18 protein-coding genes are annotated in these 21,509 nt (G+C 71.0%); 7 read left to right on the top strand and 11 right to left on the bottom strand.

The annotated features are described in order from the left end of the window. Positions 1-9: 9 nt before the first annotated feature. From ACIP89_RS07545 to ACIP89_RS07525, 5 genes are all read left to right on the top strand, one after another. Positions 10-660 carry a type VII secretion system-associated protein gene (locus tag ACIP89_RS07545; protein WP_401925853.1) on the top strand — a complete coding sequence of 217 codons (651 nt, stop codon included), beginning with the start codon at positions 10-12 and terminating at the stop codon, positions 658-660. Beyond that, positions 657-1,355 carry a type VII secretion system-associated protein gene (locus ACIP89_RS07540; RefSeq protein WP_401925850.1) on the top strand — a complete coding sequence of 233 codons (699 nt, stop codon included), beginning with the start codon at positions 657-659 and terminating at the stop codon, positions 1,353-1,355. The genes ACIP89_RS07545 and ACIP89_RS07540 overlap by 4 nt, the downstream gene beginning before the upstream one ends. Before the next feature lie 303 nt (positions 1,356-1,658). Further along, positions 1,659-2,537: a type VII secretion system-associated protein gene (locus ACIP89_RS07535; protein ID WP_402113667.1), complete on the top strand. Its 879-nt coding sequence runs from the start codon at positions 1,659-1,661 to the stop codon at positions 2,535-2,537. Positions 2,538-2,641: 104 nt separating this feature from the next. Further along, the gene (locus tag ACIP89_RS07530) at positions 2,642-5,917 is read left to right on the top strand and encodes a hypothetical protein (protein WP_402113664.1); all 3,276 of its coding nucleotides are present in this window, start codon (positions 2,642-2,644) and stop codon (positions 5,915-5,917) included. Between the two features lie 35 nt (positions 5,918-5,952). After that, the gene (locus ACIP89_RS07525) at positions 5,953-7,413 is read left to right on the top strand and encodes an RICIN domain-containing protein (protein ID WP_402113662.1); all 1,461 of its coding nucleotides are present in this window, start codon (positions 5,953-5,955) and stop codon (positions 7,411-7,413) included. A 253-nt stretch (positions 7,414-7,666) separates the two neighbouring features. Here ACIP89_RS07525 and ACIP89_RS07520 read toward each other — a convergent pair whose 3' ends face one another. The 4 genes from ACIP89_RS07520 to ACIP89_RS07505 form a co-directional block, all read right to left on the bottom strand. Beyond that, entirely contained in the window at positions 7,667-9,040 is a 1,374-nt protein-coding gene (locus ACIP89_RS07520; protein WP_401925843.1) for a BTAD domain-containing putative transcriptional regulator, read from the bottom strand. 189 nt (positions 9,041-9,229) lie between these two features. Beyond that, positions 9,230-9,616: a nuclear transport factor 2 family protein gene (locus tag ACIP89_RS07515; protein WP_401925841.1), complete on the bottom strand. Its 387-nt coding sequence runs from the start codon at positions 9,614-9,616 to the stop codon at positions 9,230-9,232. A gap of 87 nt (positions 9,617-9,703) precedes the next feature. Beyond that, positions 9,704-10,957: an MFS transporter gene (locus tag ACIP89_RS07510; protein WP_401925839.1), complete on the bottom strand. Its 1,254-nt coding sequence runs from the start codon at positions 10,955-10,957 to the stop codon at positions 9,704-9,706. 60 nt (positions 10,958-11,017) lie between these two features. After that, positions 11,018-11,818: an aldo/keto reductase gene (locus ACIP89_RS07505; protein ID WP_402113659.1), complete on the bottom strand. Its 801-nt coding sequence runs from the start codon at positions 11,816-11,818 to the stop codon at positions 11,018-11,020. A gap of 177 nt (positions 11,819-11,995) precedes the next feature. Between ACIP89_RS07505 and ACIP89_RS07500 the strand changes: the two genes are divergently transcribed. Next, positions 11,996-12,583: a TetR family transcriptional regulator gene (locus ACIP89_RS07500; protein ID WP_401925834.1), complete on the top strand. Its 588-nt coding sequence runs from the start codon at positions 11,996-11,998 to the stop codon at positions 12,581-12,583. An 89-nt stretch (positions 12,584-12,672) separates the two neighbouring features. Here ACIP89_RS07500 and ACIP89_RS07495 read toward each other — a convergent pair whose 3' ends face one another. From ACIP89_RS07495 to rfbB, 7 genes are all read right to left on the bottom strand, one after another. Further along, positions 12,673-13,470, bottom strand: coding sequence for an amidohydrolase family protein (locus ACIP89_RS07495; protein WP_401925832.1), 798 nt, complete (start codon positions 13,468-13,470; stop codon positions 12,673-12,675). A gap of 79 nt (positions 13,471-13,549) precedes the next feature. Beyond that, positions 13,550-15,736 (bottom strand): prenyltransferase/squalene oxidase repeat-containing protein, encoded by a 2,187-nt coding sequence (locus tag ACIP89_RS07490; RefSeq protein ID WP_402113657.1) that lies wholly within the window; start codon positions 15,734-15,736, stop codon positions 13,550-13,552. A gap of 79 nt (positions 15,737-15,815) precedes the next feature. Then, positions 15,816-16,364 carry a hypothetical protein gene (locus ACIP89_RS07485; RefSeq protein ID WP_402113654.1) on the bottom strand — a complete coding sequence of 183 codons (549 nt, stop codon included), beginning with the start codon at positions 16,362-16,364 and terminating at the stop codon, positions 15,816-15,818. Continuing rightward, positions 16,361-17,644: a hypothetical protein gene (locus tag ACIP89_RS07480; RefSeq protein WP_402113652.1), complete on the bottom strand. Its 1,284-nt coding sequence runs from the start codon at positions 17,642-17,644 to the stop codon at positions 16,361-16,363. Before ACIP89_RS07480 ends, ACIP89_RS07485 begins: the two co-directional genes overlap by 4 nt. Further along, positions 17,641-18,585 carry an acyltransferase gene (locus ACIP89_RS07475; RefSeq protein WP_402113649.1) on the bottom strand — a complete coding sequence of 315 codons (945 nt, stop codon included), beginning with the start codon at positions 18,583-18,585 and terminating at the stop codon, positions 17,641-17,643. Before ACIP89_RS07475 ends, ACIP89_RS07480 begins: the two co-directional genes overlap by 4 nt. Further along, a complete protein-coding gene (gene rfbA / locus ACIP89_RS07470) occupies positions 18,578-19,447 on the bottom strand; it encodes a glucose-1-phosphate thymidylyltransferase RfbA (RefSeq protein ID WP_401925821.1) in 870 nt (289 codons plus the stop codon). Before rfbA ends, ACIP89_RS07475 begins: the two co-directional genes overlap by 8 nt. 72 nt (positions 19,448-19,519) lie before the next feature. After that, on the bottom strand, positions 19,520-20,494 hold the full coding sequence (rfbB, locus tag ACIP89_RS07465; RefSeq protein WP_401925819.1) for a dTDP-glucose 4,6-dehydratase: 975 nt from the start codon (positions 20,492-20,494) through the stop codon (positions 19,520-19,522). Between the two features lie 400 nt (positions 20,495-20,894). Here rfbB and ACIP89_RS07460 point away from each other — a divergent pair, with 400 nt between their 5' ends. Beyond that, positions 20,895-21,431, top strand: coding sequence for a nuclear transport factor 2 family protein (locus ACIP89_RS07460; RefSeq protein ID WP_401929620.1), 537 nt, complete (start codon positions 20,895-20,897; stop codon positions 21,429-21,431). Positions 21,432-21,509: the final 78 nt, after the last annotated feature.

The raw sequence follows: 21,509 nt of genomic DNA, 5'->3' as shown, positions 1-21,509 counted from the left end.
GAGGAGCTCATGAACGAGAACACCGCCGCCGGTGCGCCCACCGCGGGACCCGGGCCCGTCGGCGACGGCGCGCCGCCGGTCCCCGCGGAGATCGAGGAAGCCGCCCGGCTCGCTCCCGACCACTGGCTGGGCATGGTCGACCCCGCGTGGTCCGGGAAGGGCGAACCGCCGGACTGGGCGGTGGTGGGCCAGTGGCGGTCCGGTCCGGACGGTGAGATCGAGGAGTGGCGCGCCAACGAGGAGTACCGCCCCTCGCCCCAGGCGCTCGGCTGGCCCGCGCCGGCCGACCCGGTGGACGAGGCGGTCCAGCTCGCGGCCACCGGTTACGGCCCGGGTGAGGCGGTGCCGAGGGTGCTGGCAGAGGCGGAGGTCGCCGTCCTGCTCGGCCCCGGCGGCAGCCCGCTGTCGGCCACCTCTCCCGACGGGGCGTCGGTGGTGCCGGTCTTCACGTCCCCCGGATATCTGCGGGCGGCCGGGCGCTTCGGTTACGAACTGACGCCCGTGGCCGAGGTGGTCGACCGGATACCGGACGGCCATGTGCTCTACCTCAACCCGTCGGGTCCGGTCGGTATGACGGTGGAGACCGACGCCCTGCGGCGGGCGGTCGACGCGGCGGCGCGCGGGGCGGACGGTTCGCGGGACGGGACGGACTCCGCATGACGCGCCCTTCCGGCACCCGGGACGGGGGCGAGGACGCGGGCCTCTCGGGGACCCTGGGCGGTCCGGCCGCCGTGCCGAGGGGCCGGCCGGGGTTCCGTGAGCCGTCCGAGGACTACGTCAGGGCGGCCAGGGAGGCCCCCGGCCACTGGTTGTCCGTGGTCGACCGGCACTGGAACGGTGACGAGGACGAGCCGCCGCCCGCGTGGGCGAGGCTCGGACGCTGGCGGAGCGACGAGAACGGGGAGATCGTCGAGTGGGAGGAGAACCCCGACTACCGCCCCTCGCCCGACGCGCACGGCTGGCCCCCGCCGGTCAGCCCCGTGGACGCCGTCCTGCAACTGGTCGCCACCGGCTACGCGTCGCAGGAGCTGTTCGCCCTGATGCTCGCCGACGCCGAGTTGGCCGTGTGCGTCGACGGGAACGGCGGCCTGACGGTGACCTCGGCGCGGGACGGCACGGAGGCGGTGCCCGTCTTCTCGGCGCCGCCGCGGTCGGAGGAGGCGGGCGAACTACCCCCGCACGAGACGATGTTCGTGCCCGAACTCCTGGACCGGCTGCCGCCCGGGAAGGAGGTGCTGTTCCTCAGCTCGTCCGCCCCGGTGGGGCAGCTCGTCACGGTGGCCGAACTGCGTGCGGGCAGGGCCGAACTGGAGGAGTACGAGGCGCGGGAGTCTTCCGACGAGTGGCCGGCCTGACTGGTTGTACGGGTACGGTTGACCATTGAACGGTGGAACGCGGGGGCGGAGCACGGCGTCTCTCCAGGAGTACGAACCGGGCATCAGCGTGCCGTTGGATAGGCCGGGAACAACGTTGTCGTCGGGGTGGAGGCCATGGTCCTGTCGGGTCGCGTCCCGCGATGTCATGGGGGGTTCACACTTCGGACCCCGGTATGTCATCGCGGGGAAACCGGATTTCGGGGTCGGCACCACCAGACTGTCAAGCGATGAGGGTGAGTTCGAAGGGATGGACCGTGTCTTCTGTGTCGGGAGGGCCCGCCGGTGACTGAGCACGACAACGGGCCCCTTCCCACGGTGCCCCCCGCGCCCGAGCCCTTCCCCGCCGACGAGGACGCCGGGGTGATACCGGTGTACGGCCGACTCGTCACCGAGTCCGCGGACATCACCGAGCCCACCGGCGACACCGAGCCCACTGACGTCATCGAATCCGCCGACGTCACCGAGCCCTTCCCCGAACCGCCCCCCGAAGTGACCGAGGCCGCCCTGGGCCTTCCCGACCAGTGGCTGAGCGTGCCCGATCCCGCCTGGCCGGGTACGGGCGTGCCGCCGGACTGGGCGGTTCCGGGCCGTTGGCGTACGGACTCCACGGGCACGATCGTGGCGTGGGAGGACAACGCGGAGTACCGCCCCTCCCCTCAGGCGCGCGGCTGGCCCAGGGCCACCGACCCGGTCGAGTCCGCCGTCCAGCGCGCCGTGACCGGCTACGGTCCGCCCGGCGAGGTGCTCCGTACGCTGGCCGCCGCGAAGGTCGCGGTGCTCCTCGGCCCCGACGGCGAGCCGCTGGCCGTGCGGTCGGCGGAGGGCGAGCCCGTGGTCCCCGTCTTCACCGCACCCGCGTACTACCGCGTCGTCGGGGCGTTCGCGGCCCGGGTGGTCCCGGTGGCCGACGTGGTCGAGGGCCTGCCGGAGGGCCACTCGCTCTACGTCAACCCGACCGGTCCGGCCGGGATGGTCATGGAGACCGGGGCGCTGACCGAGGAGATCGCGGCCCAGGAGCGCGGCGGGGCCAGTCCGGCGCGGCCCGAGGAGCCGGGCGGTGCGGGAACGCCGCGCATCCACGCGACACGGGTGGGGGACCCGGCGGCTGCCCCGGCCGCCGCGACGACCGGTACGCCGGCCGGCGGAAGGCCCCAGGAGTGACTCGCTGGGGTGGTCCCTTCGCGCGGCGCCGGGGCGACCGCTCACCGGCCCCCGTCGAACGGGCCGGCACGCGCCTGCCGGAAGAAGCCCCCGAGGGGCTTGTGGTGGAGGACCACGACGGCCTGCTGCTGCTCCGGACCCCGTCGGACGGCACCCTCACCCCCGCGGATGTCGCCGATCTGGCGCGCGCCATGCGCACGGACGACGGGACGGTGACCGTCATCGCGGGCGCCGAGGGGACGGAGGCCCGCTCCTTCTGGCCGAGGCTGAGTGAACTGCTCGACTCACTGCGCGACTCGGGCACCGAATCGGTCCAGCTGGTCATGGCCGGTGCCGGGCACGACACCGAGGCCCGGCCCGCCACCGCCCGCCGGATCGCCGACGCTTGGGGGTTCGAGGTGAGGGCCCCGGACGGGCCGCCCCTCGTCGTGCCGGGCGGTTCGCTCTTCGTCCCCGTCGTATCCACCGCCAACGGGGTCCCGGCCGCGGGCGGCTGGTGGCGGTTCGCCCCGGGTGCGAAGCCGCAGCCGCTGGGCCCGCGCAGCCCGGAGCCGTCCTGGCAGTTCGCGCTGCGGGACGTGCCTTCGGGTACGGCCGGCGGCTGCGTGGTGGAACAGATCCCGGCCGGGCTGCTGGTGCGGCCCGCCGGGGCGGCTCCGGCCGAGCCGGGCGATCTCTACCACGCGGTGCCGGTCGACCCCTGGCGGGCGGCCGTGGTGGTCGGAGTGCCGTACGGGGAGGACGTCTCGGCCGAGGAGGTCGCCGAGGTGCTCGACTCCCTGCCGCAGGAGGCCAGGTCCGGTGCGCGGCTGGTCCCTGGCGGCCGGCGTGACGTGCTGTCACTGGCGCAGTCGGTGTCCGACCGGACGGACGCCGATGTGGAGGTCCTGACCGGCCTGCCGCTCGTCGCGGCGGGCGGCCCGCTGGGGACGTACTCCGTGCGGTCGGTGCTCTCCGCACCGGACGGTACGCCGACGTGGATGCCGTTCGTGGACGCCGTCGTGTGCCGGCCGCCCGACGAGAACGGCCGTGCGCGGCCGCCCCGGGTGCTGCGCTGGACCCCGCCGCTGCCGGGCCCCGCGCGTCCGGAGGAGGGCGTGGTCGGCCTGACCGACCGCTGGCAGGTCACCGTCACCAGGGCGGGCCTGTGGGTCGGCCCGCGCGGCGGCCCCTCGCTGTCCCCCACGGCACGTCAGGTGGACCCGGGCGGCCCGGTGATCGAGCTGGGCATGCCGGGCGAAGTCATGGACGCGTCGCTGTGGCCGGCCCTGTCGGGCCTGCTGGGTGCCCTGGCACCGGCCCTGCGTGCGCGTGCGACGTTGCACGTGCACGGCGTGTCCCTGGACGGCGGCCTCGAACTGCGCAGGCTCTCCGCCCAGCACGGCCTGCGCACCCTGCGCTACGCCGCCCCGGCGCCGGGCCCGGCGCGTGCCAGGCCGACGGCTCCGGCCCGGCCCGCCCCCGTACCGGTGAGCCGGCCCGGCGTGGTGCCGGGACCGCGGACGCAGTCGTCGAGGCCCGGTCTGCCGCCCCAGCCGTCGCGACCGGGACAACCGGGGCGGACCGCGGGATCGGCTCCCGTCCGGCCGGCGGAGGACCCCGGGCGGGCAGCGCGGGCCGAACGCGCCGGGCAGCTGCGCGAAGCCATGGCCACGGGGGCGGCGGCGACCGCAGGAGCAGGAGCACCCGGACGGCCCGCCGGTCCCGGTACCCCCGGAAGGCCCGCAGCCCAGCAGGCGACCGGGAAGCCGGGGACGCCCCGGAGGACCGGCGCAGGCTCGGCGGCCGAGGAGCTCGACGGATCGGACGACGGCGTCCCGACCGGCTCGCTGGGACGCGCCAGAAGGCGGGCCGAAGCGGCTGGGGAAGCGGCGCCGGGCACCGCACCTGGCCCCGCCGCGCCCGTGGCGGAACAGGGCGAGCCCGCCGAACCGCCGACAACCGAGCCGGGCCGGTCCGAGGGACCCGATGGTTCCGGTTCCGGTTCCGTTTCCGGTTCTGGTGGTTCCGGTTCGGATGAACCGCGGGAAGCCGCGGCCGCCCCGGGCGAAGCAGATGCCGCGGCCGAGCCGGATGAAGCAGATGTCGCAGCCGACGGAAGCGACGACCGCGACGCCCGCGACGGAGACGACGCGGCCGACGGAAGCGACGACCGGGCCGAGCCCGCGGCTGAGGAGACCCCGGCAGCGGTGGACGGCGCGGAGCCACTCGCCGAGCGGAGCCCGTCCGAAGAGTCCGTGAGCGGGCGCAGGCCGGGCGTGACCGAGTCGTCGGGGCGCCCCGACGACGTACTCCCGGCGAAACCGGTGCGCGTGGAATCCGGCGCACCGGCCGCCCCGCCCCCCGCATCCCCGGGGATCACGGCATCCCGGGACGTGACGGCCGAGGAGCCGACGGAACCGGACGGAACGGGGACCGCAGCGGACGAGGCGGCCCAGCCCCCGGGCGTCTCATCGACCCCGGGCGCCTCGGCGGCTCCGGACACCTCAACGACTCCGGGCCCTTCGGCTACCCCGGACACCTCAACGACCCCGGGCATCTCATCGACTCCGGGCGCCTCGGCGGCTCCCGGCGCCCCGGAGGGACCGGACCCGGCCGGGGTTCCCGACACCCCGCTGCCGCCCATCCCGCTGGATCCCGGGCACCGCAGCACCGAAGCGGAACGGACCGCCTTCCGCGTGCTCGCGGACCGCGGGTGGGACCGGCACGGTGCGGCCGTCGCCAGGTCCCTCGCCCGGCTGCCCGCGCTGCGCGGCAGGGAACAGGAGGCGGCCCGCGCCGATCTGATCGCGCTGCGGATGTATCTGCTGACCTCCGAAGGCCCGTTGAGCCATGGTGCGGTGGCCCGTGCCCTGCGCGAGTACGAGCCCGACATGCTTCCGTACGCCGCGTGTGTGACCTCGGCGCTGAACAGGCTGCCGTCCTACCGGGGCCCCGTGCTGCGCGGCACGGGCACCGGCCCGGCGGCCGGCGCCCCCGCCCTGCCCCGTCCCGGCACGCTGCTGCGGGATGCCGCCCTGCTGAGCACCACGCCGCTCGATTCCACCCGTCCGGCCATGACGCCGGGCGGGAGCTATGTCATCTGGTCGGTGGCGGGTCGGCGCGTCCGGCAGTTGGCCGACCAGAGCCGCGGGCCCGAGGAGGTGGTGTTCGCCCCGGGAACCTTGTTCCGGGTACTGGACGTCCGCCGCGACGGCCCGTCCGTACAGATCTTCCTGCGTGAACTGACCGGTCCTGTCACGGCGGCCACGCCCGATCCCGACGCGGATCGGGCGGTGCTCGGCCGGCTGGACGAAGCCGTACGCGGGCGCCCCACGGCACCCGAGGGCACCGGCCACTGGCCGGAACGCTGCATCGGCGCCGTGGGCACCGGGCCGTGACGCGACACCCCACCCAAGACGAGTAAGGAAATTGCATGGCGCGTGAGCATGATCCTTCCAACGAAATACCGCCGCGGTCCGGCCCGTCCGCCGGTGCATCCGGCAACGCGCCGGTGTCGGTCCGCCGGGCGGTGACGATGCGGGGAGCCGCCGGGGACCCGGGCGGCGCGCTGGCCCCCGGTGGCGCCCTGACACCGGGCAAGGGGAGCGCCCGTACGCACGAGCCGTCCCCGGCCCCGTCGTCCCCGTCCCCGTCGTCCCCGTCATCCGAGGGCACCGGCGCGGACGAGGCGACGAGCGGCACCGGCGAAGCAGGTGCCGGCGCCGTCATCGGCGCCCCGGTTCCGTCGGCCACCGCCACCCCCGAGGCAGCCTCGGCCGCTTCCCCCGAGCCCGCCGCTTCCCCCGAGCCCGCTGCTTCCCCCGAGTCCTCGGAGACGTCCGCGTCCTCCTCCGCGTCCTCCGCGTCGGCGTCGTCCGCGTCCACCTCGGAGACCGGCACGCCGCCGGCCGTCAGAACGGTCGGCGCGGTGCCCGACGCGCCCGACGCACCGGACGCGGCCGCGGCGGCGGCAGGGGCCGGCAGCGGTGGTGCGGGTGCGAACTCGCACGCGGAGGGTGAACCGCCCGGCCGCCGCCCCAAGAAGCCGATGCTGGCGGCTGCGGCGATCGCCGGGGCGATCCTGATCGCGGTCCCGTTCCTCGTGGCCGGACAGAACGACCGTGAGCCCGAGCGGACCCGGACGCAGAACGCGGCCGGCACGATCCTGGGCAGCGAGCGCTCAGCCGTTCCGGACACGTACACGAGCGAGTCACCGAGCCCCTCCGTCAAGCCGAGCAAGAAGGTGAAGGAGAAGGAGAAGGCGAAGGAGAAGCAGGTCCTGCCGCCGGCCCCGCAGCGGACGCTCTCACCGTCGCCGAGCGCGTCCGAGAAGCCCGAGACCAAGACCGAGACCAAGACCGAGTCCAAGCCCAAACCCAAGTCGAAGCCCAAGGAGCTGACGGGGGCGGAGAAGCTCCGCCAGTGGGCCAACGGCCGTTCGGGTGTGCAGAACACGGTGCTCAGGAACGCGTCGACCTCCCAGTGCGTGGACATCGCGAACTTCGGCAAGGGCAAGCCGACCGATCCGGTCAACCAGTTCCCGTGCAACGGATCGACCGCCGACAACCAGCTGTGGAGCCTGGACATCGTGCACAAGAGCGGCGGGCCCCAGAACGCCCCCGTCTTCCTGATCCGCAACGCCAAGGACGGGCTCTGCCTGGACGTCGGCTACTACGACGCGAGGCCGGCGGGCTCGAAGGTCAGCGAGTTCAACTGCCGCGCGACCGGCGACAACCAGCTCTGGTGGCTCGACCCCCGCGGGGACGGGACCAACTGGATCCGTAACGTCGTCAGCAACGACCTGTGCCTGCGCCCGACCGGCGGCGCCTCCGCCGGCAACGACGCCCGGCTCGAAATCGCCCCGTGCGGTTCCGGCGACCACTGGATCGTCTGAGAACCTGTTCCGCCACCGCGACGGCAGACCGCCCCTACCTGCGCACAGGTAGGGGCGGTCTGCCGTCGCGGTGGCGGAGGGAACCGAACCCGCTCAGGCGACCCGCTCACCTGCGGTTCTTCTCCGGCCACTCGCCGGACACGGCCGTCACCCTTCCCGGCCGCCGTACGCGGGAGCGCCCCGGTGGCCGGGGGACCGTCCCGGCTCCGGGGGAGAAGCCGGGACAGCCGCCGAGTCACCGGGGCGCCTCGCGTCAACCGAACGAGCCGCCCGGAAGGGTGTTCCTCGGCGGGGTCAGGATGACCACGTCCAGGCCGTCGTTGCCGTGCGACCTGAGAACGTGGGACACCACGTTGACCGGCTCCGGCGTCACGTGGGGCAGGTCGAAGGTGAAGTGGTGCCCCTCCCTCGAATCAACCTCGACGATCTCCCCTTTTCCGATGCGGGGGCGCTGCGGGTGCCTGGTCAGTTCCGCCTTGAGGGATCTGAGGGACGCATCCTCGGGCATGGCCCTCAGCGTCCTTTCCAGCATCCCCAGGAAGACGGCTGCGTGATCTTCCCAGTCGTGCAGGCACGAACGAGCCGCCGGGTCCGTGAGAACCCATCTCATCAGGTTGGCGTTCTCCTTCGCGAGCCAGGGGAACCAGCGGAACAGCGCCTGATTGCCGTGCAGGATGTTCCAGCTCCTGTCCGATACGTACGCGGGGTTGGGCTCCTGTCCTCGCAGGAGGTCGATGATCCACGGCGGTACCGCTCCCGGCGCCTTTCTTTTGGTTCGTGGAACGTGTGATTCTTTCGGGACTGCCCGGTGCGGACCCGGCTGGGACATCGGGGGTGCCCCGCGAACGGACCGCTCGAGTCCCAGCTGGAGGCTTCGTATGCGAGAGGATGGTGAAACGCCGAGAGAATCGGCCAGTGCCTTGCTGAGGCGGACGCATTCTTCCAGGGCTTCCAAAGATCGTCCGGAGGACGAAAGTTCTCTAATCAACATTTCCCACAGGCGCTCTTGTAATGGATATCTAGTGATCTCCCGCCGTAGCCTGGCGATCACTTCGGACGGTCCCAGCTCCTTCGACGCGAGTCGGCACCAGGCCTCCAGAGCGGCGTGCCGCTCCTCGTGCAGTGCGACCGTCTCCGCCGCGAAGGGATGGCCGTTGAGACCCTCCAGCGCGGGTCCCCGCCACAGCGCCAGCCCGTCCGACAGGGTCTCCATGGCCGCGTGGCGATGTCCTCCTCTCATGAGAATGCGAGCACGTTCGTTGGAGTCACGCCATGTCTTGAGGTCGATGTGGACGGCGCCCGACGGTATTCGGTACCCTCCCGCTTCTGTAGATATGAGGTTTCTTCCGTTCGGAAGATCCCTGCGGAGTCTTGAGATGATTTTGCGGATCTGTTCCGTGGCGCTTTCCGGCTCGCCGTCCTCCCAGGCGGCCTCGATCAGACGGTGGTTCGGAACCACGTGAGGGGAGGCCAGCAGCAGAAATGCGAGAACACGTCTGGCCGCTTCACCCCGGACACGTGCGGGCTCATGGTTTATGTGGATTTCTGGAATCCCGAGAAGCTTGACATGGAAACTCGGCGCCCCTTCCGGGCGGGTGTAGTCATTCCGGGAGAGTGTCTCGAGCATGCTCCTGGCCTTCCGTAGTGGTTGGCCAGGGCGGGCGACGTCGATCCCCTGGCTTTCTTCTCTTCCTTCTAGAGTTTCCCGCCTCACGTCGCCGAGATCAGGCAGATGGCGGATAATTTGATAGAAATTTATGAACCGGAGGGGGAGAGCGTGGGCGCGAAACATCAATTTCGCGCCCACCCCCGGTGACTACTGGAGCTGAGCCTCGAAAATCGACCGGTTGAAGTAGGCCTTGGCCTCGCGGATCAGGCCCGTGTCGCCGATTTCGTAGATGTTGATGCCGGACCAGTTGACCGATTTACCGTCGAGCGAGACGGCGGCTCCGCGCCAGGAGACGGCCACGGAGTCGCCGACGCTGTGGGCCTCGGTGGGGGTCAGGCCGAGGAAGGGGTCGAAGTTGGGGATCACGGACTTCACGAAGGCCCGGATCGCCTCGCGGCCTTCGATGGGGGCCGCGCCGACCGGGTCGTGGAACGTCGCGTGCTCCTCGAACGCGTCGGCCCAGGCGTCCGCGTCCCCCTTCTGCGATGCGGTGAAGAACTGCAGGACGGACTTGGGCATGGCGGGGAATGTCATGAGGTTCCTTGTCTCTTGCCAGGGTTGGCAGGGTTGGCGGGATGGGCCGGGTTGGCCGGTGGATGCGGGGTGCCGTGACCCGGCGGGTCAGCCGGCGACCTTCGCGTTCTGCTGGTCGTAGCGGCGGGCGGCGGGAAGGACGGCGAGGCCGGCCAGCACCAGCACGCCCTGGACCGCGCAGACTCCGCTCCAGCCGTAGGCGCCGTAGCAGGCGCTGGCGAGGGCCGCCGAGACGGCCCCGCTGAGGAACACCGCGACCATGTAGACGGTGTTGGCGCGGCTGCGGGCCTCGGGGAGGTAAGCGAAGATGCGGGCCTGGTTGGCGATCTGGCTCCACTGCACGGCCACGTTCACCAGCACGATGGCCGCGATCATGAAGGCCAGGGTGCTGCCCCCCAACGCGTACGCCCCGGTGGAGACGAGGGCGAGCACCAGCGAGGCGCCGATGATGGGAGTGGCGCCACGGCGGTCGATGAACCGGCCGGCCCAGGGAGCGGCGAACGCTCCGGCGAGGCCGAGCAGTCCGAAGAGGCCGGCTGTCGCGCTGCTGTATCCGTACGGGTCGTTGGTGAGGACCAGGACCAGCGTGGCCCACGTGGCGGTGTACGCGCCGAACAGCGCACCGTGCAGCAGGCAGGCGTGGCGCAGCGAGGGCTCCTGCCGGAGCAGGCGGGGCAGCGAGACCAGCAGGCCGCGGTAGGGCATGGCCGGCCTGGCCGACTCGCGCGGCAGCAGCAACAGGGTGACCAGACCGGTCAGGGCGGTCAGGACGGCGGCGAGCATGTACACCGCGCGCCAGCCGAACGCCTCGCCCACGAGACCCCCGATGACCCGGGAGCCGATGATGCCGGTCATCAGGCCGATCTGGACGTTGGCGACGATGGAGGCCCGCTTCTCGGGCGGTGCGAGCTCGGAGGCGAGGGGCACCAGGACCTGCGGCACCACGGTGGCGGCGCCGATCAGGGCGGCCGCCGCGGCGAGTACCGACAGGCCGGGTGCGGCGGCGGCCAGCAGCAGCATGAGGACGGTGGCCGCGAGCATCGCGGTCAGCAGCGGACGCCGGCGGCGCACGTCGCCGAGCGGGACGAGGAACAGAATGCCCGCGGCGTACCCGAACTGCGCGCAGGTGACCACGATGCCGGCGGCGGAGTCCGAGACGCCCAGGTTGTGGGCGAACAGGTTGAGCAGTGGCTGCGCCAGGTAGACGTTGGCGACGGTGGCGCCGCTGCACACCGCCATCACCAGGAAGAGAGCGGGGTGCACGGCGGGGCCCGGCGCGTCCTTGGCGTGAGAGCCCGTTGCCGGAGCGGCCGGTGCCGGAGCGGTGTCCGAGTCGGACATGGGAATCCCTAGGGGTCGAGATCGGCTGGGGACGGAGGGCCGGTGGTTCTGCCCGCCCTGTCAGTCGTAGTGGGCGGCGATGGCGGATCTCTCCGCGTTGGACATCGGGGGCGCGGCGCCCGCCGTGATGTTGGCCATGAGGTGCGTGGGGTCGAGCGTGGCCGGCAGAGTGACATGGACACGCTGGTCGGAAAGTCCCCAGCGCAGCAGGGACTCGGCCGACGGCTTGCCGTGTGCGGCGCCCTGCCGTCCCCGGCCGGTCAGCAGGTCCCCCTCGGCGTAGGGGCGCATGACCAGGACGCCGAGGCCCAGCTCTTGCGCGAGCGGGAGGATGCGTTCCTCCATCGCCCGCTCCAGTGGGTTCAGCGGGATCTGGATGACGTCGAGGATGCCCGAGCGCATGGCCGCCTCAAGGTCGGCGGCCGTGCCACCGCCGAAGGCGCCGTCGCGCCAGAAAGTGGCCCCGATCAGCCCGATCCGGCCTCGTTCGCGCTCCTGCTGGAGCCACTGCGCGTGGGCGCGCCAGCCGATGAGGTGGTGGAGCTGCAACAGCTCGACGTGCCCGTCGAAGAGACGGAGCTGCCGCTCGAACTGGCGGCGGCCGCCCTCCCGCTCCTCGGACCAGATCTTCGTGGCGACGAAGGCGCGGGAACGGTCACTGCCCAGTGCCCGGCCGAGGACCTCCTCGGAGCGCCCGTAGACCGGGGCGGTGTCGAAGACGCGTACCCCGTTGTCCAGGGCCCGGACGACCACCTGTCGCGCCAGGTGGACCTTCTGCGGGGGCAGATCGAACCTGCGCCAGGTGCCGAGCCCGACGCACGGCAGGAGTGGTCCTGTGCTGCCGAGGCGGCGCCGTTGCATCGCTGGTGTCTCCGTTCCCGGAGACTCTGGGAAGCTCATGGGTATCATTTAACTCAACCAGTTGGTTTAAATCAACCAGATAGTTTAGTTAGTGTCCAAGTGTGACCTGTGTCACATGCTCCCGCTCGCTGTGGGTGGGCACTATGTGACATCTGCTGTCCAAGGAGGATTCGTCGGGTGAGCTCACGCTCGGAGCAGACGAGGAACCGGATCTACGAGGCCGCCCTGGAGGAGTTCGCCCAGTTCGGTGTCGCGGGCGCGCGCGTCGACCGCATCGCGCAGGCGGCCCAGGCCAACAAGCAGGCCATCTACCTCTACTACGGGGACAAGGACAAGCTCTTCTCCACCGTTCTGGGCCGCGCCCTCGACGAGCTGGCCGAGGCCGTGCCGCCGTCGTCCGAGACCTGGGATGTCGCCGACTACATCGACCGGCTCTTCACCTACCACCAGGAACATCCGTCGATCCTCCGGCTGCTGCTGTGGGAGGCGCTGGAGTACAACCAGGTGCCCGTGCCCGATGAGGACTCGCGCACGGCCCACTACCAGGAGAAGGCGCGGGCGGTCGGCGGGGCAGGGGCACTCACGGGGCCGGACGGGAAGGACCTGGGTTCACAGGCCGTGCTGCTCCTTTTCACCGGGCTCGTCGGCTGGCCGTTGGCCGTTCCGCAGGTCACCCGCATGATCATGGGCGACGAGCCGGACGCCCTGGACCGGGTCAAGAGCGCGGCTGTCGCCGCCGCGCAGGCGATCGCCGGTCAGCCCTGAGGCCGCGACCGGCGGCGGGCGCGCCGGAAGGGCGGCCGGAGATCTCCGGCCGCCCTTCCGGCGTTCAGGCCCGGCGTTCAGGCCCGGCGTCAGCCGCCGGCCAGTCCGAGCAGCTCGGCGAGGTTCTCTCCCATGACCCGGGCGCGGGCCGAGGGATCCGGCACCATGCGCTCGATCAGGACCCGGTTGCTGTACATGTCCGCGAACGGTGTGTTGGAGCCGAACAGGCAGCGCTCGGGTATCTCCGCGGCTGCCAGCCGGGGTGCCAGCGACACGAATGACGAGGCCAGGTCCAGGTACAGGTTCGGGATCTCCTTCACGAGCTCGATGGTCTCCAGCCAGTTGAGGCCCCCCAGCACCCCCACGATCACCGGCACCGAGGGGAACTTCCGAGCCAGGGCCGCTGTGGTGCGGATGTCCTCCGCCGTCTGCGGGGCGAAGCCGTGGACCAGCAGCGGCAGGGCGCGGGCCCCGTCCTTCGCGTCACTGACCGCCTGGAAGACGGGCTCCAGCCCGGCAGCTCCGTCGGCTCCGAACGTCAGCTCCCCCACCCCGGCGTATCCCGGGTCCAGGACCTCCTGCTGGAGCGCCTTGACGGTCTCCTCGGACCCCAGGCCGACCGGGACCTTACCGAAGGCGATGAACCGGTCGCCGCCCTCGGCGAGGGCCGAGCGCAGCTCCCGGGACGGGGCCTCGCGGCCGTCCGCGTCACCGTTCAGGACTTTGCCCAGGACCGACATCTCCTTCTTGAACGAGGCGAGGTCGGTGGACCGCTCGATGTGCGGGAGCGTCGACAGCAGGACCGTGCGGTCGATGCCCGCCTCGTCCATCGCGGCTATCTGCGTTCCGGTCGGCAGAACGACGTGCTGGTGGCAGTCGATGATCATAGGTTTCTCCGTGAAGGTATGCGGATGCACGTCCCGGACGGACGGTGCCATCGGGGTGTTGGTGGCCGGTGCCGGGAGATCAGGTCATGATCACGGCCCAGTAAGGGTTCAGCTTCCCTTCGAGCATGTGGAGGGCCTGGATGGCGATGAAGCCCTCGTCCGTGGTCTCGGACGGCCCTCCGGGAGTCCGGCCGAAGCCGCCGTCGGTGCTCTGCCGTGCCGCGATCCAGGAGCGGCATGCGGCGATGTCGGCGGGCTCGGATCCCATGACGTAGAGCGATGCGATGGCGTGGTACGAACCGACGAAACTCTCGGGGCCCCCTTCCCGGTAGCGGAAGCCGCCGGCCTCGGTCTGGAGTCCGCGCAGCCAGGCGACGGTCTGCTCCAGGTTCGGGGGCCGCAGACCGAGCGCGATGAGGGTGTCCACGACGCGGAAGGTGGCGAAGGTGTCCGAGGGGTGTCCCGGTTGGTTGCCGTAACCGCCGTCGGTGTTGCGGCAACTGACGAAGTAGGCGACGAGGTCGTCCTCCCGGAGCGGGCGGCGGCCGAGAGCCAGCAGGGCCAGCGTCGCGAGGTTGGAGTGCCAGGCGTCCCCGGGGTAGCCCGGCGCGTTGCCGAAGGCACCTTCCGGGTGCTGGCAGGCCTCCAGGAAGTCCGCGCACCGCTGGGTGTCGTATCCCTCGCCCTCAAGGACCGTGGCAGTGAGGACGGCGCAGTACGTGGTGAACGCCTCGGAGAGCAGACCGGGCTGTTCACCGAAGCCCCCGTCCGGGTTCTGGGTCGCGTATATCCCGGCGAGGAGCTTCTCCCGGTGGGGTATGGGCTCGTTGAGCGCCATCAGGTCGGAGACCACATGCAGCACGGAGAAGGTCTGCGCGGTGCGGTCGGAGCGGAGCCCCAGCGGGGCCGGGTAGGGGGTCAGCCCGTAACCGAGGCCGGATTCGGTGGAGCGCAGCCAGGCCAGGTAGGCGGGGATGTCGATGTCCCGCGCGGTGAGGGGTGCGCGCGACACGTAACTCAGGTCCCGCTCCAGCGGCCAGGGCTCCAGCCGGGCGGGGGCCGTGGGCGCGGTGGCCGGCTCCGGCCTGCGGTCTCCCAGCGCGAGCAGTGCCAGCAGCTGGGTCTCGGCGTGCTTCTCGTGGAAGGGGACATAGGCGGTGTTGCCGACCGAGAAGGCGCCGGCGGAGCGCGGCGGAACCATCACATGACGGGCCAGCGGCACGGTCGCGTCGACCGGCGTGGAGAACCAGCTCCCCTGGCCCTGGAAGACACCACCGACCGCGGTGTCGGTGTAGCGGTGCAGTTCGTCCTCGGCCAGTTCCGACAACTCACTGAACTCGGCCTCGTCGGTGAGGCCGGCCAGTGTGCGGGCCGCCAGTGCGAGCAGGGCGTGGTCCCCCATCAGCTTGGCGGGGAAGGGCGAGTCGGGACGGCCGTACTGCGCTGCCAGGGCATCCACTCTCGGTTGGGAGGCCGCGTCCGCGCGGTCCCAGAATCCGCGGCCGCGGGCGTGGAGGTGGCTGGAGCGGGCGTGCCGGAGCACCTTGCGCGCCTGCTCCAGCGCCTTCCCGTGGCCCCGCTCGTGCAGGGAGCACCAGGCGAGGGCGGCCAGCGAGCTGGAGCGGAGCCGGTAGCCGTGGAAGCGGTCCGGGGCTCCTCGCGGCGTGAGGTGGGACCAGGCGCCGTCGGCGGACCCGAAGCTCTCCAGATGCTCCGCGGCCGCGCTCAGGAAGGTGTCGAAGAAGTCGGATCCGTCGTCCGTCGCTCGGGCGGCGAGCGTCAGCACCGCGACTTGGGCGAGGGAGCTCGCACTGTCCAGGACCGTTGTGCCGTCCCGGTGGAGGCGGGCCGGCCAAGCCTCGCGCACGACTGCTTCGGCCAGCTCGCGCAGCCCCTGGACCGCCCGCTCGACGAGAGCCGCGTCGGCCAGCAGGGTGCCCGCGTGGTGGTATGCCCAGTACGCCAGGGCCTGCCAGGCCGGCGTCCGTACGTCACCCACGGGGTGCGGGGTGCCGGTGACGTCCAGCAGTTCGTGGAACCCCGCGGTCGTGCTGTCCTCGAAGCCGCGCAGCGCGTCCAGAAGCGCGCCGGTGAGCTTCTCGTCCTCGGTACGGGGCAGCGCCAGCAGGGCCAGTGCCGCGTCTCGCAGGGTGCGGTCGGGGGTGACCAGGTCGTCGGCGCCCCGGCCGAGTACGGCTACGACTCCGGAACTGTCGTCCAGGAAGTTCTGGGTGATGAAGGTACGCAGAGAGGGATGGTCGGTCACGGAAACTCCTTTTTGCCAGCAGGGTTGGAGGGGCGAAGGCGTGGTCGCGGCTCTCCGCGGAGAGCCCGTCGTGGTGCGGTCAGGCCGACGCGCCGACCGGTGCGGCCACCGGCACCGCGCGGGCCCGAGGCGGCGGGATGTGACGCGGATTGAAGCGCTCGTGCACGTAAAGGAGCCGTCCGTCCTCGCAGTGAATGAGGTACTCCTTGTAGGCGCACGGCGATTCCTGTCCCTCGTCGGGCCAGTTGGCGCGGCCGGACGACAGGAGCGTGCGGTGCTGCAGCGTCCGCGCGGCGCGCAGCCGGTGGCCGAGCGGCACGGCGTCGTCGGCGTCGGCCGACCAGCCGCGTGGGGGGACGACGAAGACGACGGTGTTGCGGCTCATCACCTCGCCGTCGTCGGTGACCAGGGCCGAGGACCGCTCGATCACGGTGCAGCTGGGGGTGAGGTTCAGTGCCCGGACGGCCCGTTCGGGGGCCCGGTGCGTCGGCAGCGGGCGCTGTCGGGCCACGGAGACCGTCAACGAGCGGTCGAGCAGGGCTTCGAGCAGCAGCGTGGTGGAACCGTCGGCGGCGAGCAGCATGCGGGTAGACCCGTCGGTCACGTCCGAGGTGGCGGGCCGGCTCACTCCGGTTCCCCGCCGCCGTCATCCCGGATGTCGCCGCCGGCCGTCGGCCGTGTGTGTGCCGCGCGGCCGGCGGCGGAGAGCAGGTGGCGGGCGGCCACCGCGGTCCCGGAACCCTCCGGGGCGACGGCGAGCTGCCCGGGAGTCGGCTCGGAGCGGTCGGCCTTCCGGTCGAGCATCGGCTTCACCGTGCCGGCCAGGGCGTCCGGCGTGGGGGCGGTCAGCGTGGGGAAACCCAGCAGTTCGAGTCGCCGGACGGCCTCCACCTCGTGGTACTCGCTCAGGCTGCCGAGGACGAAGACGGTCGGGATGCGCAGGGCGGCCACCTCGGTGACGGTGATCCACCCGGGGGCGGACAGCAGCACGTTGGCCTCACGCAGCAGGGGCATCCACTCCGGCAGGTAGTCCAGCTGCAGCACCTCGTCCGGGGCCTCGACCTTCTCCCGGCCGAGCAGGACGAACTGCAGGTCCGGATACTGCTGCTTCAGCGTGCGGTACGCCGCCAGGTAGCAGTCGATGACCTGCTGCTTGTTGTCCAGGAACATGGTGGTGCCGCCGACCGACCCCACCATGACGGGGCCCGCGGGAATCCCGAGCTCGGCGCGTACGGCGGCGCCGTCGTGCTCCGGCGGGGCGTCCCGCACCATCGGTCCGGTGAAGAAGGCGCGGCCTTCGTCCAGTGCGCGCGCCACAGGGGTCCCCTTGTCGAGCTCGTCGAGGCGCGGCTTGTCGGTGACGACCACCTCCGCGGTGCTCACGATCCAGTCGAAGACCGCGTGCAGGGCGCTCCGACCCCGCCGCAGGTCGTCCCGGTCGATGTCGAAACCGCCGGAGACGAGCGTCTCGTCGTCGAGCTGGCACAACGTGAAGTCGTACCGTTCGGTCACCAGCGCGTGCGGGACACCGAGGATGGCCGCGGCCATGCTGGCCGACATGTTGTAGTCGCTGACCACCAGGTCGGGGCGGTGCTCCTGGTAGAGCGCGAGGTAGTGCAGGATGCGCTCTCCGTTGACGAAAGCGGGGGCGAGGTAGCCGCCGATGTACCCCTCCCAGTCCATCCGGCGGCCGAGGTTGCTCTTGGTGGCGTAGTTCACCTGGGTCCTGGCGAGGTCCACCACCTCCACACCGGCCTGCGCGAAGAGCGGGGCGAAGGTCGCCTGCAGCGATGCGAGGAGGACCGTCAGCTCGGTCCCGGGTTGCTGGGCCAGCATTTCGCGGGCCAGCGACAGCGTCCGCATGTTGTGTCCGGAGCCGGTCGCGTTGGGGGCAAGGAGGATCTTCACAGGTGTTTCCCTTCCAGGATTCCGGACGTGGTCCCGCCCGCTTCAACGCTGCTCACGACCACGGCGCCGTCCGTGACGACAGCCCGGTCCCCGAGGTGGCAGGGGCCCACGAGCGTGACGTCGTCTCCGATGCGGACGTGTGCGCCGATCGACACGGCCCCCGACTGCCAGGGAAGGGAACGGCGTGCGAGGTCGTGACCGCTGGACAGGATCTGGACCCGGGCGCCGAGCGCCGAGTGGTCCCCGATCCGAATCCCCCCGCCCGCCTCCAGGATCGCCAGGTCCCCGATTCGGACGCCGTCACCGATGCGGATGCCACCGTCGGGGGAGGGGCCGTCGGCGCGTCCCAGCGCGATCAGCCCGGAGCCGATGACCACCCCGGTCCCGCCGGAGAACTCCGCGTTCAGCAGTGCGGCGGCGCCCATGGTCCAGCCGGTGGGAAGAGACGGCGGGCCGTTGTCGGCGCGTGCCCGTACGAGGGACAGGACGGGGCTGATGTCGGGGAGTCCGTCCTCCACGACCTGCCGGAGACGCAGGATCCGCGCGGGCGAGCCCACCACGATCGCGTCGGCCGGTACATCGGCGGTGACGTGGGCGCCCGCGGCGACCACGGCGCCGTCGCCGATGTGGACTCCGGGTTCGATGACGCTGCGGGCGGCGATCCACGCACCGCGGCCGATGGTGGTCGGCGGTCCGTCCGCCGCGCCGATCCGGGCCAGAGAGGCGACGAGGGTGCTCGCTCCGATGCGGGTCCGGTCGACGCGGCTGCGGAAGCCGACGAACACCCCCGGCCCGATGGTGCTCTCTGCGACCTCGGCACCGTGCCGCACCCAGCTCCCGGCGGCCACGTCGGAGGTGCTCGTGCGGGAGCCGGCTTCCAGCAGCGCGGGAGGCGTCTCCAGCGCCAGGTTCCGTGGTTCGGGGGCGGAGGAGTCAGGCACCGGCCAGCTCCATGACGTAGCGGCCGTAACTGGACGAGCTGGACAGCTCGATTCCGTTGAGGGCCAGTTGGTCCCGGTCGATGAAGCCCATCCGGAAGGCGACTTCCTCAAGGCAGGAGATGCGGATGCCCTGGCGCTTCTCCAGGAGCTGGACGAACGTCGCCGCCTCCAGCAGGCTGTCGTGCGTTCCGGTGTCGAACCAGGCCGAGCCACGGCCCAGGTTGACGAGCCGGGCCCGCTTCTCCTGGACGAACGTGAGGTTGAGGTCGGTGATCTCCAGCTCGCCCCGGTCCGAAGGAGTGAGGCCGGCCGCCCGGTCTATGGCCTCGTTGTCGTACATGTACAGGCCCGTGACCGCCAGGTTGGACCGGGGGTGGGCAGGCTTCTCCTCCAGCGAGACGATGTTGCTGCCCGCGTCCAGCTCGGCCACGCCGTACCGCTCGGGGTCGCTGACCGGATATCCGAAGAGGGTGCAGCCGTCGAGCCGTTCGGCCTCGGCGCGGAGCATGTCGGGGAAGCGGTGGCCGTAGAAGATGTTGTCGCCGAGCACCAGGCAGAGCGTCTCCTCGCCGACGAACTCGCGGCCGATCAACAGCGCCTGGGCAAGCCCCTTGGGTTCGTCCTGGACCGCGTACTCCAACGTGATGCCGAGTTTGCTCCCGTCTCCCAGGAGCTCCCGGTAGACGTCCAGGTGGTTCGGCGTGGAGATGATGAGGATCTCCCGGATATCCGCCTGCATGAGCACGGCGAGCGGATAGTAGATCATGGGTTTGTCGTAGACCGGGAGCAGCTGTTTGGAATGGACACTGGTCAGCGGACGCAGACGGGTTCCTGACCCGCCGGCGAGAATGATGCCGCGCATGCTGGTTCCTCTATTCTGGGATTCGCTGTGCTTGGCTTGTGTGTGCGGGCGAATCGTTCCGGAGCGGGTGGATCAGGCCGTTCGCTGCAGCAGGGACTGCCACCAGGAACGGTTTTTCTGGTACCAGGCGATGGTCCGCTCGATTCCCTCTTCGAAGCCGATCTGCGGTTCGTACCCCAGGGTGCGGAGCTTTCCGTCGTCGATGGAGTAGCGGCGATCATGGCCCTTGCGGTCGGCGACCGGGCGTACGGAGTCCCAGTCCGCCCCGAATGCCTTCAACAGCACCTCGGTGAGCTCCCTGTTGGAGAGTTCGCGTCCACCGCCGATGTTGTAGACCTCGCCGGGGGCGCCCTGTTCGAGGACCAGTTGGATTCCTCGGCAGTGGTCGTCGACGTGCAGCCAGTCCCGTACGTTCAGCCCGTCTCCGTAGAGCGGGACCTTGCCGCCCTCCATCAGGGAGGTGACGAACAGCGGGATGACCTTCTCGGGGAACTGGTAGGGGCCGTAGTTGTTGCTGCACCGGGTGATGCTCACATTCAGACCGTGGGTCTGCGCGTAGGAGCGGACGACAAGATCCGATGCTGCTTTGGAGGCGGCGTAGGGGGAGTTGGGAAGGAGCGGCCACTCCTCGGTCCAGGACCCTGCGGCGATGGAGCCGTAGACCTCGTCGGTGGAAACATGAACGAAACGAGAGACCCCGGTGTGGAGCGCGGCCTGCAGAAGGCTGTGTGTGCCGAGGACGTTCGTCGTGATGAATTCCGCGGAGTCACCGATGGAGCGGTCCACATGGGATTCGGCGGCGAAATGCACCACCGCGTCAACCGACGCCATCAGTTCGCGGACCAGCGTCACCTCGTTGATGTCGCCCTGGACGAACCGCAGCCTGTCGTCGTCGTATACGGGGGACAGATTGGCCAGATTGCCGGCGTAGGTGAGTTTGTCGAGAACGGTGACGCGCGAAACGCCCGCACCGAGCTTTCCTTCCAGCAGGCGGCGTACGTAGTTGCTGCCGATGAACCCGGCGCCGCCGGTAACCAGAACGTGCATGAGCGGACTCCCTGCTCTGTGGTCGCTGACGCGGACCTCATGACAACAGGTGCACCTTCCAATTCCGTACCCTCCGCATACCCGGCTGCCGTGGAGGTCCGGCCCCGGGTACGAGGGCCTGGCATGGTGGGCCGGGTCCGAACGAGCGGGGCGGGCCGGCGGAATCCACCCGTCCGGGAATCGGGTCCACCGACCGGTTGAACTAAACCAACTGGTTGATGTATGAATGGGGAGCCGTCACGCCAAAGCGCGATGACCATGCTCGTGGCATGTGCGCGTCGATACGGAGTTCCTTCCGGGAATCCCTCCCGAGAACGCTTCGGCGTGCCCGTTCAGCGCGGGATCTGCGTTCGTTCTAGTAATTCACGTCAGCGCACCAAGTCCTGGCAGGAGAATCTCGATGAATGACGCACAACGTTTGCTCATGGCACGCCGTAAGGCCCTTGGGGTAGGTGCCGCCCTGGGTTCCGGAACCATTCTCTCCGCGCTCTCCGCTCCCCCGGCGGTGGCGGCGGAGAAGACAGTCCTGCGGAGCCACGCGGGATTTCCGGCAATGCCCCGCTCGGTGCTCAACTTCTTTCTCGCGTCCCAACGTGCCGACGCGGGCGCCTGGGCCGAGAGTTTCGCCGTCGACGGCCTCTTCTTCGACCCGGTGGGCACGGAACCGCTCAGGGGCAGGGAAGCGATACGCCGCCACATCGCGTCCGTGCTCCCGGAATTCCGTCCCTTCCTGGGAATCACTCCGGTCGAGGCCCATACGGTCGCCGGTTCCGTCGCGGTGTCCTGGCGGGCGGCCGCTGTCACGAAGTCCAACCGGCCCGTCAACTGGTCAGGGATCAACATCTACGACCTTGACGGCCATGGGTTGATCAAGGTGGCCCGCGCCTATTTCAGCCAGGCCGTCTTCCAGGCTCAGCTCGATCCGGATGCGGCCTGAGAACCGACCGGATCACCGGCCGGCGTCCGGCGGACGCGCACGGCCGCACGAGAACGCCCGGGATCGCGGTCGTGCCGC

Origin of the sequence: Streptomyces sp. NPDC088730 (assembly GCF_044751215.1) — a bacterium.
Taxonomy (GTDB): Bacteria; Actinomycetota; Actinomycetes; order Streptomycetales; family Streptomycetaceae; genus Streptomyces.
Note: the sequence above shows the minus strand (reverse complement) of the source record. Positions and strands in the feature narration are given on the sequence as shown.

Coding starts and splice junctions, on each gene's coding strand:
- rfbB (WP_401925819.1), bottom strand. CDS start 20,494: ATGCACGTTCTGGTTACCGGCGGCGCCGGGTTCATCGGCAGCAACTAC.
- ACIP89_RS07525 (WP_402113662.1), top strand. CDS start 5,953: ATGGCGCGTGAGCATGATCCTTCCAACGAAATACCGCCGCGGTCCGGC.
- ACIP89_RS07495 (WP_401925832.1), bottom strand. CDS start 13,470: ATGATCATCGACTGCCACCAGCACGTCGTTCTGCCGACCGGAACGCAG.
- ACIP89_RS07540 (WP_401925850.1), top strand. CDS start 657: ATGACGCGCCCTTCCGGCACCCGGGACGGGGGCGAGGACGCGGGCCTC.
- ACIP89_RS07515 (WP_401925841.1), bottom strand. CDS start 9,616: ATGACATTCCCCGCCATGCCCAAGTCCGTCCTGCAGTTCTTCACCGCA.
- ACIP89_RS07520 (WP_401925843.1), bottom strand. CDS start 9,040: ATGCTCGAGACACTCTCCCGGAATGACTACACCCGCCCGGAAGGGGCG.
- ACIP89_RS07545 (WP_401925853.1), top strand. CDS start 10: ATGAACGAGAACACCGCCGCCGGTGCGCCCACCGCGGGACCCGGGCCC.
- ACIP89_RS07460 (WP_401929620.1), top strand. CDS start 20,895: ATGAATGACGCACAACGTTTGCTCATGGCACGCCGTAAGGCCCTTGGG.
- rfbA (WP_401925821.1), bottom strand. CDS start 19,447: ATGCGCGGCATCATTCTCGCCGGCGGGTCAGGAACCCGTCTGCGTCCG.
- ACIP89_RS07505 (WP_402113659.1), bottom strand. CDS start 11,818: ATGCAACGGCGCCGCCTCGGCAGCACAGGACCACTCCTGCCGTGCGTC.
- ACIP89_RS07510 (WP_401925839.1), bottom strand. CDS start 10,957: ATGTCCGACTCGGACACCGCTCCGGCACCGGCCGCTCCGGCAACGGGC.